This is a genomic window from Methylomonas sp. AM2-LC (genome assembly GCF_039904985.1).
Classification (GTDB): domain Bacteria; phylum Pseudomonadota; class Gammaproteobacteria; order Methylococcales; family Methylomonadaceae; genus Methylomonas.
In genome coordinates, this window is record NZ_CP157006.1 from 187729 (window position 1) to 200495 (window position 12767).

13 protein-coding genes are annotated in these 12767 nt (G+C 37.8%); 8 read left to right on the plus strand and 5 right to left on the minus strand.

Annotated elements, in window-relative coordinates; all coding sequences use genetic code 11:
• Positions 1-191: 191 nt before the first annotated feature.
• From ABH008_RS23425 to ABH008_RS23450, 6 genes are all read left to right on the plus strand, one after another.
• The gene (locus tag ABH008_RS23425) at positions 192-2126 is read left to right on the plus strand and encodes a BRCT domain-containing protein (protein WP_347990068.1); all 1935 of its coding nucleotides are present in this window, start codon (positions 192-194) and stop codon (positions 2124-2126) included.
• A 262-nt stretch (positions 2127-2388) separates the two neighbouring features.
• Positions 2389-2694 (plus strand): hypothetical protein, encoded by a 306-nt coding sequence (locus ABH008_RS23430; RefSeq protein WP_347990069.1) that lies wholly within the window; start codon positions 2389-2391, stop codon positions 2692-2694.
• Positions 2695-2879: 185 nt separating this feature from the next.
• On the plus strand, positions 2880-3164 hold the full coding sequence (locus tag ABH008_RS23435) for a hypothetical protein (protein ID WP_347990070.1): 285 nt from the start codon (positions 2880-2882) through the stop codon (positions 3162-3164).
• A gap of 98 nt (positions 3165-3262) precedes the next feature.
• The gene (locus ABH008_RS23440) at positions 3263-3880 is read left to right on the plus strand and encodes a hypothetical protein (protein WP_347990071.1); all 618 of its coding nucleotides are present in this window, start codon (positions 3263-3265) and stop codon (positions 3878-3880) included.
• A gap of 168 nt (positions 3881-4048) precedes the next feature.
• Positions 4049-4294 (plus strand): hypothetical protein, encoded by a 246-nt coding sequence (locus ABH008_RS23445; RefSeq protein ID WP_347990072.1) that lies wholly within the window; start codon positions 4049-4051, stop codon positions 4292-4294.
• A gap of 26 nt (positions 4295-4320) precedes the next feature.
• Entirely contained in the window at positions 4321-4953 is a 633-nt protein-coding gene (locus ABH008_RS23450) for a hypothetical protein (RefSeq protein WP_347990073.1), read from the plus strand.
• A 98-nt stretch (positions 4954-5051) separates the two neighbouring features.
• Here ABH008_RS23450 and ABH008_RS23455 read toward each other — a convergent pair whose 3' ends face one another.
• On the minus strand, positions 5052-5483 hold the full coding sequence (locus ABH008_RS23455; RefSeq protein WP_347990074.1) for a hypothetical protein: 432 nt from the start codon (positions 5481-5483) through the stop codon (positions 5052-5054).
• 2713 nt (positions 5484-8196) lie between these two features.
• On the opposite strand from ABH008_RS23455, the gene ABH008_RS23460 reads away from it, so the two are divergent.
• A complete protein-coding gene (locus ABH008_RS23460; RefSeq protein ID WP_347990075.1) occupies positions 8197-9270 on the plus strand; it encodes a hypothetical protein in 1074 nt (357 codons plus the stop codon).
• 124 nt (positions 9271-9394) lie between these two features.
• A complete protein-coding gene (locus ABH008_RS23465; RefSeq protein ID WP_347990076.1) occupies positions 9395-9724 on the plus strand; it encodes a KTSC domain-containing protein in 330 nt (109 codons plus the stop codon).
• Between the two features lie 269 nt (positions 9725-9993).
• Here ABH008_RS23465 and ABH008_RS23470 read toward each other — a convergent pair whose 3' ends face one another.
• From ABH008_RS23470 to ABH008_RS23485, 4 genes are all read right to left on the minus strand, one after another.
• On the minus strand, positions 9994-10230 hold the full coding sequence (locus ABH008_RS23470) for a hypothetical protein (RefSeq protein WP_347990077.1): 237 nt from the start codon (positions 10228-10230) through the stop codon (positions 9994-9996).
• A 240-nt stretch (positions 10231-10470) separates the two neighbouring features.
• Positions 10471-12246 carry a phosphoadenosine phosphosulfate reductase family protein gene (locus ABH008_RS23475; RefSeq protein ID WP_347990078.1) on the minus strand — a complete coding sequence of 592 codons (1776 nt, stop codon included), beginning with the start codon at positions 12244-12246 and terminating at the stop codon, positions 10471-10473.
• Entirely contained in the window at positions 12234-12452 is a 219-nt protein-coding gene (locus ABH008_RS23480; protein WP_347990079.1) for a hypothetical protein, read from the minus strand. The genes ABH008_RS23475 and ABH008_RS23480 overlap by 13 nt, the downstream gene beginning before the upstream one ends.
• 18 nt (positions 12453-12470) lie before the next feature.
• Positions 12471-12668, minus strand: coding sequence for a hypothetical protein (locus ABH008_RS23485; protein ID WP_347990080.1), 198 nt, complete (start codon positions 12666-12668; stop codon positions 12471-12473).
• Positions 12669-12767 lie beyond the last annotated feature (99 nt).

Below are 12767 nucleotides of genomic sequence, written 5' to 3' on the forward strand. Positions count from 1 at the left end.
TTTTAGATAGCGTTGTTCATTTCGATCTAGTGCGTTACTCCATATTGAATGAGTCTAAATATACTTTTTTTATTCGCTAAAACGTTTGACTCTTTCGAGTTTTTGTGATTAAATATGTGCAATTGTTTAGTAAAACAGTCATCTGTTTGCAATCGTTCTACACTTCACACAATATAAACTCAGGATAAGAAATGACTCAAAATATCGAAGCCATTAAATCAAATGTTGCTGCAATTATAGCTGGTGGCACTATTCGATCAGTTAGCGATAGCGATCTTATTGGTTATATTGAAAAATTAAATTTTGAATACCGTGGCGGCAATCCTTTGGTTTCTGATGAAGAATACGATCACGTTTTTATTGCGGAACTTGTGCACCGGAACCCAGAGCACCCGTTTTTGAACAACGTGGAGCCTGAATCTGATGACGAAGAGTTTTTGGGTAAGAAAATACCGCTTCCTGAACGAATGCTTTCAACTAACAAGGCATATTCCTCGAAAGCGATTGATAAATGGGCTTCTGAGGTAATTGCCGCAGGCAAATCTATTGGTTTGTCTGCTTCTGAAATTTTCATAAGAATAACACCAAAGTTAGATGGCTATGCCGCTTATGACGACGGAGCAATCCTTTACACCAGAGGCAATGGCAGACAGGGTACAGACATAACGAGAGCGTTTGATAGGGGATTGAAAATTGAGTCAAGTTTTGCTAACGACGAACTATCGCGTGGACTTGGAAAAGGTGAAATCGTAGTCGCAAAAGATTACTTCAAAGAAAAATTATCGGGCGTGTACGATAATACTCGAAACGTAATTGCAGCCGTTATCAAAGAAGGTGAAGTCGATAATTTAATTAGTGAAGCAATTAATGATGGGGCTATTGTATTCAGACCTTTTAATCAAATAATCGGTTTGGTAGGTAATGTTGAAGATGTTAGTAGTAATCTGGGGTTTTACTGGGAAAGTTTGATTGAAAAATCGGTGTACGATACAGACGGCCTGGTGCTTGAGGCGATTACCCAAAGCATAAAAGAAGTAATGGGGTCAACAAATCACCATCATAAATGGCAGGTAGCATTCAAGAAAAACACGGAATCACATGACATTGAAGTAATTGATAATGCATGGCAAACAGGCAAAACAGGACGGATTACGCCTGTTGCATTATTAACCCCTACCATAGTAGGTGGCGTTACAGTTAGTCGCGCTACATGCCATCATGCTGGTAACGTATTAGCTAAAAAAATAGGCAAAGGTGCTATTGTCAAAGTTTATCGCAGTGGGCAAGTTATTCCTTGGATAGCAAGTGTTGTCTCTCCTTCACAAAGTGATTGCAATATACCTACAGAATGCCCTTCTTGCGGTTCTGAAGTGGAATGGGAGGATGATTTTTTAGTTTGCTCTAATAATTATAACTGTCCAGCCCAGCTTGAGAATACATTGATCCACTTCTTTAAAACTATTGGTAACTGCGATGGCTTCGGTGCAAAGGTTGTTCAAAAGTTAGTTGCTCACGGGTATACAACCGTTGAGAAAATTTACAATAGGATGGAACTAAATGACCTATTGGCGGCGGGAATTAGCACAGGCGTAGCAAAAAACCTATTAAAATCGTTAGATGGAAGTAAAAGGGTTCGCCTTGAAGATTGGCGTTTCCTTGCGGCATTTGGGATTCACGGCGTAGGCCGAGGTGGTTGCGAGAAAATACTGCAAATCCATTCCATTAAGGATGTGTTTACTATCACTGAAGATCAGGCAATGCTTATCACCGATATTGGCGAAAAAAAAGCAAAATCACTGGTCTTGACGCTTACACGCATTAAACCTGACTTCGATAACTTGGTCGACCAATTCTGCCTTATATCCTCTGAACCGGTCAATACTACTAGTCCAATTACTGGCAAATCTATTGTATTTACGGGCACAATGGAGCGTGGTAATCGTGAGGATATGGAACGGCAAGCCAAATTGCTTGGAGCAAAGGTATCATCTTCTGTGTCTAATAAAACAATGTTAGTTTGCGGGGCAAAGCCTGGTGCAGGTAAAGTAAAAAAAGCAGTAGAAGTGAATGCTGTTGTATATTCTGAGTCTGAGTATTTGGAGTTAATTGGGGTTGAGGCTGCTTAAGCCAAATAAGAATATCAAAACAATATTTGTTGAGATACAACACTCGATTGAGGCCGCCATAGCGAAATGGCTTACGATGCGTAACGCAGCATGAAGTTAAGCATAATCAGTTGCATAATTGCTGGTCTTTCGTGCAGTGATCATTCGGTTGTACAGATCGAATAGTAGGTAGAAACGTGTAGATGTCAGAAATATATTTCTTTGTTAAATTTGTAAAAACTTGTTGAATATTAAATGTCATTGAAAACTCATCCCAAAAAAAATGTTCCAAAAAAATCTAGCTGGAACAAAACAAATTTTTGACTCAATTTATGAACATGCCCCATTTAAGAAGAAGATTGTTTTAACAGTATCACCCTTACCGGTTATGCCAAAAAGTAAATATTATCTGTTTTCCGAAAAAATGAGCTGGATTAGTAGTAACTTTGAAAAGGCTGTTAACGCGAAAGACCCTGTTGTCATACCATATAACTCATTATTGGCCTATGACGATAGGTTGTTAGTTAATGAGCATTATTTAAGATTGGCTGAAATCATTCAGGCTCTGCCTACCAACGAAACAAGTTAGAGAAAAACATGAACGAAAGCGTTGCAATTTGGATTAAAGAAAAGCAGAAAATGAGGGTATCCATGAGAAAATTAAATCATAGGTTCGGAAAAATACACATTGCTTTTTCGGCTATTGCCTAGCCACTTTTATCCTCAACGTAAAGAAAGGGTTTTTCGTGGCAATTTGATAAAATATGGAATAACATGGCTAATATATACAGATGCGCAAGCATTAATAAACATCTAAGAAATGCTCAAAAAGCTTTTGAAGTAGAAGAACAAATACGACGCAAAGAATTGATGATTAAGTATGGTTATTCGGATATTAACTATGGTAACAATTTATTTGTATTTGACAGTACAAATCCTAGGAAAACAATTATTATTGACGATTTTGATGTAAATTCCGCTCCTAGGCATTTACGTTCATATATGAATTTTGTAAACGGCTATAGCGATATATTAAAAGTTAGTTACGTATTTTTATAAAAAATATGTTTGACACTTTCAAGATATAATGATTTAATAGCATTAAATATATACAGAACAAGTTCTGTATTAAGTGAAAACTATTAATCGGGCAAAACATGAGTACAAACAACACGCATGCCATAAAAAAAGGGCAAATTTTCCAAAGAAAATTACCAGGCGGCCAATTCTTGATAGTAGGTCTTTGCTTCTTTAGTAAGCATAGTTTTGTTCCTAACGAAAATTATTCATATATAGCCTTGTTTAACGATACCCAAAATGCTTCGGTTAGTGGTTTTGAATTAAGCAAAAAAAAACCAGAAGACTACTCAATTTCAGATGTAAACTGCTTATTAAAACAACAAATTTGGCATGCTACTAATTTTGAATATACTGGATGCGTAAGGTTCATTCCTGCTTTTGAAGAAGAAAATGGGTTTATTGTTTTTGGTGCCAGCGTCCACCCGTTTCTGGAAACGCAAAACGATGAAGCATGGTTCTCTGTGGAAAATGGATTAATTGATGAGCTGCCAAGTTTGGTTAAAACGCAAGGATCAAGTGCAAGTTGTATATTAAGGATGCCAGTTTGGCCTTCTATCAACGGAAAGAAATATGCTCTTTTTTCAGGCGCTGTTTGGACAGGAAACTACGCGATAGCGAGTGTCGTCCAAATAGTCCCTGGAAGCGCACAGGTGCCGGGCGGGTTTTCATGGAAAACCTGCAAGGCCTCCCGATAGCGCGTAGAGTCATAAGAGAGCAAGAAGTCCTACCTTCGAGCGACGTGGACGGCCAGGGCGTCGAAGACATTAAGCCGTGCCGGTGTAGACCGATTTTAGGCCAAGGACGGACTAAAATCTTTACGGTTGAATCCGGCACTCGCTTTTACTCGCCCATTTAATAAACTAATGCACGAAGTGAATAGCCTAAGAATTAAAGTGGCCAGGGGAGAAATTACTTGCGATGATTACAAGGAAATTCTAAATGGAAACAGGGATTATTGTAATGTGGCATGTTCACGAACTATCGACATGGAATTTGCCAACTATTTGTCTGAGCTTGATAAAGCAGGTTATTTTGTAAAGATATCCGTTCAAGATGAAGCTGCTTTTAATAAAAAAAACAAAATGATATCTGAAATTTTAATCGAATAGTTCTATTGTCAAATAACGGGGATTTTATGAGTGAATCATTTTCTGTAACAAGTGGCAATTCGTTTAAAGACGATGGATATACCATTAAAAAAATAATGAACTGCCGGATTGTCTATGGCGCTGTACCAATAAGCGAATTTGCAATGTTGACACAAGGATATAGCAAAAAAGCCATATTATCGAGTTCATTGGCTAGTCGAATAGGAGCCACGTTTGTTATTGGTGAACCCGAAGATATTGATCTGCTATCACAATCCACAGACCTTCCTGTTTCCGAGTCCCGGCAAATCGACGTTTCCGAAGCTAAATTAGCTGGACTTCCAGAAACAATCATAACCTGGCTTAAAATAGGGGAAAGAGGATTGTCTTCAGACGCTATGTGCAAAGCTTTTTTCGGTATCCCATCAAGAGCGGGAGTAAATCATCCTCACGATCCTGACGACTTTAAACGCTGCATGGGATTCCTTAATTCCGTTCCATCCTCAGATAAATGGAGGATGAACCAATTGCCTGACCTATCAAAAGAATGGAAATTCTTAAGTAATTCCTGGTTAGAAATAGAGAAGTGTTTACTAGAAGAGTTAGTGGACTTTAAAGATAGCACAGGCAAAACCTATAATCTGATGAATAAAATTTTAAATGGGAAGTCAGATACGTGAAAAAACCAAATACAGGCAGTAGATATCAAAAAATCTCAGATTGGCCACGGAAAGCATTAACCCAGCATACTTTCTCAGCTCCGGATTACGAAGAATTTTCAGTGCGTTCTAGCGATAAATTTGGCAAAAAACACAAAGTCGTGGCCTGATTTCGCAAAGCTGACAGCGTCACTTAATTTCGCAAATACTCCGCGCCATGTTGGTCTATCCCATGCATCGCCGTCCAGACAGCACACCTCATACCTTGTATCACTTGGGAAGTTATCAAACCATTCTTGTTTTTGCTCTAAGCATTGCCGATCCCACTCTTCAACGGGTGTAGTCGGTAAATTGAGTTTTTCGTTCCACTCTTTCACGCGGGCAACATAATATCTGTAATTGAATTTCGCCAACAAGGCTATAATTTCAGTATAGTCCGTAAGAAGTCGGTACAGCAAAATTATCCAAAACGTTAGTATTGTGAACGTGTCTGTGATGCAAGCCGGGCAATTAAAAAGCTTATGGCGATCGATGCTTTGACGGCTGGCCATACCTACCAGTGAGTAGCTTCATGGCGGCAATATAGAAAGGTTTTAGAGGGTAATATAGATAGGTTTCTGGCGATATAGATAAAACACAATAGTTTTTACAGCTAATTAACAATAAAAATAGGTAGGTTTTTGGCGGCATCACCTGCTTTTAGTTTATTCCACAGGATAATATAGTTAGGTTTTTGGCGGCATCACAGAAATAATAGATAGGATAATGGCTGGATAAAATGTAAAAAATAGGTTACTGGCTGCAAAACATGGAGGATAATGGCTGTATTGGGATGGCAAGTTATTGTTTATAGTAATATTTAAAGCTCCTTTCTTCTTTAATCTTTCTTCTATAATCGTTTTAATTCTTTTTAATCTCTTATACTGATTATCAGATATCGAAATTAACTTTACCTCTACACCATATCAGGTTGAATCACAGCTTATTGTGATGACCGCCATATAATTCATCAAGTTAATAAGTGTTAGCGAAATTCAAAGGAATGAGCAAGCGCTGTTTGGCCAAAAAGCTACGCAGCAGCAAGTGTTGACCAAATAGTCACAGGAAACGCAAAGGTGCCGGGCAAGTTTAATAGGAAACCTTCAGGCCTCTCTACAGCGCCTAGAGTCATATTAGAGCGAGAAGCCCACATTCAAGCCACGTGGACGGCCAAGGGTTCGAAAACATTATACTGCTCCGGTGAAGACCGATTTTCAGCCATGGACGGCTTAAAAAATATTTACGGTCAAAATCCGGCACTCGCTTTCCAAATAACCAATAATATGAGTAGGTTTCTGGCGGAATGATTAAGGTTTTATTTAAATACAATAGCTTAAGACAACTGCCTTATGTAGGTTTTTGGCGGCATCAAAGACAATAAATCCACCCATGGACCAATAAAATACATGTAGGTTTCTGGCTGAATGCTTAAATTATTACTATAAACAATGACTTAACATAACCACCTTAGTTAGGTTTTTGGCGGCATCATAGGCGGTGAGTCAGCCCGATGAGCAAGAATACGAGTAGGTTTCTGGCGGCATCCAAAGCCATAAGCCAGCCCGATGACCAAGAATATAAGTAGGTTTCTGGTGGAATACTTAAGGTTTTTTATTTAAAAACAATGACTTAACATAACCACCTTAGTTAGGTTTTTGGCGGCATCATAGGCGGTGAGTCAGCCCGATGAGCAAGAATACGAGTAGGTTTCTGGCGGCATCCAAAGCCATAAGCCAGCCCGATGACCAAGAATATAAGTAGGTTTCTGGTGGAATACTTAAGGTTTTTATTTAAAAACAATGACTTAACATAACCACCTTAGTTAGGTTTTTGGCGGCATCATAGGCGGTGAGTCAGCCCGATGAGCAAGAATACGAGTAGGTTTCTGGCGGAATACGTAAGTATTTTTTTAAAAACAATAGCTTAAGACGACTATCTTATGTAGGTTTTTGGCGGCATTCAAAGCCATAAGCCAGCCCGATGACCAAGAATATAAGTAGGTTTCTGGCGGAATACGTAAGTTTTTTAAAAACAATAGCTTAAGACGACTACCTTATGTAGGTTTTTGGCGGCATTCAAAGCCATGAGCCAGCCCGATGACCAAGAATATAAGTAGGTTTCTGGTGGAATACTTAAGGTTTTATTTAAAAACAATGACTTAACATAACCACCTTAGTTAGGTTTTTGGCGGCATCAAAAGGCGGTGAGTCAGCCCGATGAGCAAGAATACGAGTAGGTTTCTGGCGGAATACGTAAGTTTTTTTAAAAACAATAGCTTAAGACGACTACCTTATGTAGGTTTTTGGCGGCATCCAAAGCCATGAGCCAGCCCGATGACCAAGAATATAAGTAGGTTTCTGGCGGAATGCTTAAGGTTTTATTTAAAAACAATAGCTTAAGACGACTACCTTATGTAGGTTTTTGGCGGCATCAAAGACAATAAATCCACCCATGGACCAATAACATACATATAGGTTTCTGGCGGAATGCTTTAAGTATTACTATAAACAATAACTTAACGTAACCACCTTAGTTAGGTTTTTGGCGGCATCAAAGGCAGTGAGTCAGCCCGATTAGTAAGAATATGAGTAGGTTTCTGGCGGAATGATTTAAGTATTATTATAAACAATAACTTAACTAAGCCACCTTAGTTAGGTTTTTGGCGGTATCAAAGGCAGTGAGTCAGCCCGATGAGTAAGAATATAAGTAGGTTTCTGGCGGAATGATTTAAGTATTATTATAAACAATAACTTAACTAAGCCACCTTAGTTAGGTTTTTGGCGGCATCAAAGGCAGTGAGTCAGCCCGATTAGTAAGAATATGAGTAGGTTTTTGGCGACATCCAAAGCCGTGAGGCAAGCCGATGAGCAAGAATATGAGTAGGTTTCTGGCGATAACCAAGGTAGTGATCATACACATCAAACAATAACATGTGAAAAAAATAGATTGAAAAAGTAACAATAAGAAGATGAATACCAAAAAACATAAGTAGGATGCTGGCGGACTCAAAAAATATTTTTAGGTAGGATGTTGGCTGAGTCATTTTCGCAAGGTATTGAATCAATGTTTTTATTGAAAATAATCACCTTTTAAGCTACCAAAATTACAACAAAAATACTAACAGCCAACCATAAAAATTAATGGATTTTTCCTGCAAAGTTGGTATTGTTTAGGTTAAAGTCAATCTAATTTCATCAATAAATTAATCCTGTAGGAAAAGATATTATGAAGAAAATTAAAAACCATCTAAGGCTGATCGGGGAGAATACTCCCACAGAGCAACCAAACCAGATGGATTTATTTTGCAATCTTCTATGCAACAATGAAGATGAGCGCGAAAAGCTATCTAATACGATTGACGTATGGGATTCCATCTCACAATACAGTATTCCAGTATCAGAGATGAACAGACTTCGTACAAATAATTTCTTACCTAGCATTGAGTTTGATCATATTCACAAAAACCAAAATTACGTAATCAAAATCTCACCAGCACTCGTTGAAGATGATGATGGGATTGAGAGAGCCTATTATCCCTCCAGCAATGAACAGTTGGTAGAAATGGTTCTCAGAAAGATAGCATCAGAAAACAATGGATCAGGATTTATCGACACTAAAAATCAATTACTTGGTGTCTATTTTACAATTTATCAAATAAAGCAAGAGCTTAAATTAAGGAAAAAAACAAGATCACATTCAGAAATCATAAAATCTCTGAAAATTTTGTCTAAATCTAATATTGAAATTTCAATGGCCAACGGGAATGCTCTTACAAGCTCTACCTATCTACCAAGCCTATCTGCAATATCAAAAGAATCGTATCGAACAGACATTAAAGCACGATGGGTAGCTACATTTCACCCATTGGTCATGCAAAGCATTAATCTCTTAACTTACCGTCAACATGATTACGATAAGTTTATGAGGCTAAAAACCGATTTATCCAGATGGCTACAATTACGCTTATCTCAAAATTACACACAAGCATCAATTGGAAATCCTTATAAGATAAAACTATCCACTATTGAAAGGGATTCAAAGATGATTTACGTCGGAGGTAATTATGAAAAAATTCGTAAGGTAGTAAGATGCCTTGAAGAACTTAAAACAATGAACGTAATCATGGGTTACACACGAGAAGATACTGTTAATTCGAGTAGACTTATTACAGATATTTTATTTACATTAGAACCTCACATCGATTTTATAAAAGTTCAAAAAGCTGCAAATAAAAGAAATATAATAAATCTTGAGATAGTAAATAAAACAAAACACGTTATGAATTTAAAATCTATGTGATATTTTAACTCACTATATATTAATTGTATTAATCCATAATGGAATTTATAATAATATTATATAATTAGTTTATTTGTAACAATATTATGATATAATAATCATTATATTATAAATAGGTTATATTATGAGTATTCCAAAACTTGAAAAAGTAGAATCGTCAAATATTGAAGCAGTCGGTCACGATAGCAATTCAAACTCTCTCTACGTGCTTTTTAAATCAAAAAAACTTTATAGTTATTATGACGTAAATCAATTAACTTACAACAATCTTCTAAATGCAACTTCAATTGGAAAATTCATAAACAGGGTTATCAAGAAAAATCATAGCAGCACTCTTATTGATGACTGTTTTGAAATAAACGTAGCCCAAGTAAACACAAAAGATAAAATACGATTTATAGACTTAATAAGTCTGTCTCAAATTGAGTCGTTAATACCTGACTGTTGGTTTTAAGGATGTAGGTGAATAATAAAGTCCTATACAGGGTTCGTCTTAATGTCTATAGAATAAGGCTTTTAGCCTATTTTCGCTTTATAAATTAGATTTCCACTATAGGAATTTATTATTCTCCTACAGTCATCGTGATGGTTAGTAAACACCAATACAGGCACCATATCAACTTCCGCAGAGTTTTACATTCGCCATAAGGTTGATTTCGCCAGTTACTTGCTGGGTGATTACCTGTAGATGTGCCTAGTTGTCTGCAAGGTGCTTTAATGTTGTCATACTAAATTATCATTGGCAGTTACAAGCTTAAGTCCAACTGGATTACCGCCATCATCAAAATTAAAGAGCGATTCTGCTTCTGTCATCGCATTTTCGCACTCGATAATGCGATTATTTGCCAGATCAAGGTCGTGTTGATTGTCGGCCTGTGAAGAGAAAAATTGAGCAGCTTGCCACTCTATGATTAAAGCTTGGTATTTTTCGATTGTATCGGGTACTTGAATTGGTTGCATACATAATCTCAAGTTATTTATTTAAAAACAAATCTGCATCGAAGCTGACGTTCGGTTAGCATAAGACAAATAGCCAGCATCGTTAATCAGAAGATATGTTAATGGTAAGCATTCCACTACTAATGGCTTCGGCTAGGGGTTGGATGATCATAGAACGTGGCGCCATAGAACAAAAAGTGTCTAAATTCTGAATGATGGTCAAATATGAGTCGTTATCGGGCACTATTCTTTCCTTAATGGTTAGGCTGCTGATTCTAAAAACGAAAAAAGGTCAATTTGATTTTCTCTTGAAAATTGGACCTTAATTTTAATAATGATTGACTTTTCTTGTGGCTGCACAACTACTGGAGCCTCTTCTTGTTCTGTTAAGGAAAACAGAAAATTCATATCAACATCTGGCCCGGAAATTCCCAGTGTTTCTTTCATCGAAGATCGTTTCAAAATCTCATCATGAATACTAACTTGTTGCGGAGATAGTGAGATAACACCCAATCTAGCCCACCAGCGATATCCAGCAGTTAAAGCTCGCTTACCATTAGATGAGAGATGCATTTGCATCATCGTATCAAGCTCGTAGTCGATGGCCATTAAAACACTTTCTGTATTTACAGTAAAAGTTGGCTCAGTCTCAACATCAAACACCGTTTTACCGTTCTTTAATTGCCTGGTTGTTCTGCAACCCAGCTCACCAACGGCCTCAAGTAACGGATCGCGCAAACCTAAGAATGTATAGTACGAATCTTTAGCATAATCGCCCGTTTTTATGTATCGTGTTTTTGGGATAGGTTGACGAGGAAACTCTGGGATGTCTGGCACCTTGTACCTTTTTCCCTTGTCTACGATTTCGATATACTCCATTATGGCCTGAAATGGCTTATGCATTGATTGTAGCGACCATATGGCATCAATGGCAACAACTGCTTCAAGTGGCACCAATTCGAAGCGTGGGGGCTTTCCATGGCGATATGCGTACTCTTGCTCAGTTGCGTCAATTGATAACGCGTATCGCAATAATTCAAGGCACATTTTTGGAGAATACACATCAGGTTGAATGGCTATTCGACCTTGATCATCAACAGTTCTGCCTACCCATTGACGACGAGAAAAATCCCATTGGGTATTCAGTAAAAAAGTACGCAATTTGTTAAGTGGCTCAAGATATCCATAGCGCTCTTGATCCATAATAATCATATTGGTTAATGACTTATCATTTCTAACGGCCAAACATGTGTGGCAACCGGTTCTTGCTCCACAAGAACTCCTTGCAGCTTTCATTCCTTCTGTAATCGAATCGGAAATGACTGCACATGACGTACCGCCCGAGTCAGCGTAAATTCGGCATAGTTCGTCAAAATCAGAGTAAGATTTAATTAATTTAGACCGTGTTAACCCAATATACTCCCAAACATCATCTGCATCGAAATTGGCAATTACAGGCCAAACCAAGTCACCTTGCTGATTACGTGTTGGGTGATCTTGAGTTTCGTTTCTCTCAAGCATATTTTTGTTTCGAGCGGCAGATTCACTGAATCGTGTGCCTACAAGGGTTACAACTTCTTTTCCAGAGGAAACTTTGGATTTCTTTAGTAAGGTCTTGCGTAAACGCCTCATGGGATTAATCTTCCAATCCACGGCGCAATCATGATTAGTTTGTGGAAATGAAGGGAGGGCACGTCCACCGATAATTCTTACGGCCCACGTATCATTTAGATGGGGCTTGGCAATATGAAACTGCAAATCTATATCGTTTTCCTTGGCATATTCAACTACTTTTTTTGATTCTGTCTTAACATATTCGGCTATTTCAGGATTTTCAACACCGGTATCACCGTTGGTTACAAGTATAAAAGGGGTGTGACCTTTTTCTTTTGCGGCAATGGCTGCGGATAAAGTAAGATCAAGCAAAACACTTGAATCTTTGCCGAACGAAGTTGCTACTGAGACAGGGATGTCATCAAGAAATAAAGTCTCAATTCTTGCTTTGGCTGCCAAATGCTTTGTGTTTAAGACTTCCATGACAAACTCCACTTAATGCAGTTTAAGGTAACTAGTTTTTGTCCACGGCGAGGGCAGCCCGATACATCCCAAGACCATCTGGCAACAACATTGGTACAAGCTGCATTACGATAAAACACTGTGTCCATTTTGTGTTTAAGACCGTGTTTAATAGATACTGAATCAGTGGTTGGCTCTTTTTTGGCAAACAATGTAATTAGTGTCATATCAACCTCTTTACCTGGTTAATTGGCTTGAGTATTAAGATGTTTTGCTCTGCTTTTCTCATGATTAACATTGACAATCTTTTGCGCAGTAGTGCTTGAAATAGCGCACATGGCGGCAATGCTTTTAATCTTGTAATGAGTGTTTTTGCTAAGACTAATAATCTTTGCTTCTAACTTTTCCCTAGTATCAAATATACCTGTTGTTTTCTTAGCCATTTTAAGTCCGCTATCTGTTGCAGTTGGATATATTAAAACATAATAACTTGAAAACGTCAAACCAGTAATGTATTACTTTTTTCCAAATCCTTAAAACAA

Excerpts from the sequence above, each read along its gene's own strand:
- ABH008_RS23425 (WP_347990068.1), top strand. The coding sequence starts at position 192 with ATGACTCAAAATATCGAAGCCATTAAATCAAATGTTGCTGCAATTATA.
- ABH008_RS23430 (WP_347990069.1), top strand. The coding sequence starts at position 2,389 with ATGTTCCAAAAAAATCTAGCTGGAACAAAACAAATTTTTGACTCAATT.
- ABH008_RS23435 (WP_347990070.1), top strand. The coding sequence starts at position 2,880 with ATGGCTAATATATACAGATGCGCAAGCATTAATAAACATCTAAGAAAT.
- ABH008_RS23440 (WP_347990071.1), top strand. The coding sequence starts at position 3,263 with ATGAGTACAAACAACACGCATGCCATAAAAAAAGGGCAAATTTTCCAA.
- ABH008_RS23445 (WP_347990072.1), top strand. The coding sequence starts at position 4,049 with ATGCACGAAGTGAATAGCCTAAGAATTAAAGTGGCCAGGGGAGAAATT.
- ABH008_RS23450 (WP_347990073.1), top strand. The coding sequence starts at position 4,321 with ATGAGTGAATCATTTTCTGTAACAAGTGGCAATTCGTTTAAAGACGAT.
- ABH008_RS23455 (WP_347990074.1), bottom strand. The coding sequence starts at position 5,483 with ATGGCCAGCCGTCAAAGCATCGATCGCCATAAGCTTTTTAATTGCCCG.
- ABH008_RS23460 (WP_347990075.1), top strand. The coding sequence starts at position 8,197 with ATGAAGAAAATTAAAAACCATCTAAGGCTGATCGGGGAGAATACTCCC.
- ABH008_RS23465 (WP_347990076.1), top strand. The coding sequence starts at position 9,395 with ATGAGTATTCCAAAACTTGAAAAAGTAGAATCGTCAAATATTGAAGCA.
- ABH008_RS23470 (WP_347990077.1), bottom strand. The coding sequence starts at position 10,230 with ATGCAACCAATTCAAGTACCCGATACAATCGAAAAATACCAAGCTTTA.
- ABH008_RS23475 (WP_347990078.1), bottom strand. The coding sequence starts at position 12,246 with ATGGAAGTCTTAAACACAAAGCATTTGGCAGCCAAAGCAAGAATTGAG.
- ABH008_RS23480 (WP_347990079.1), bottom strand. The coding sequence starts at position 12,452 with ATGACACTAATTACATTGTTTGCCAAAAAAGAGCCAACCACTGATTCA.
- ABH008_RS23485 (WP_347990080.1), bottom strand. The coding sequence starts at position 12,668 with ATGGCTAAGAAAACAACAGGTATATTTGATACTAGGGAAAAGTTAGAA.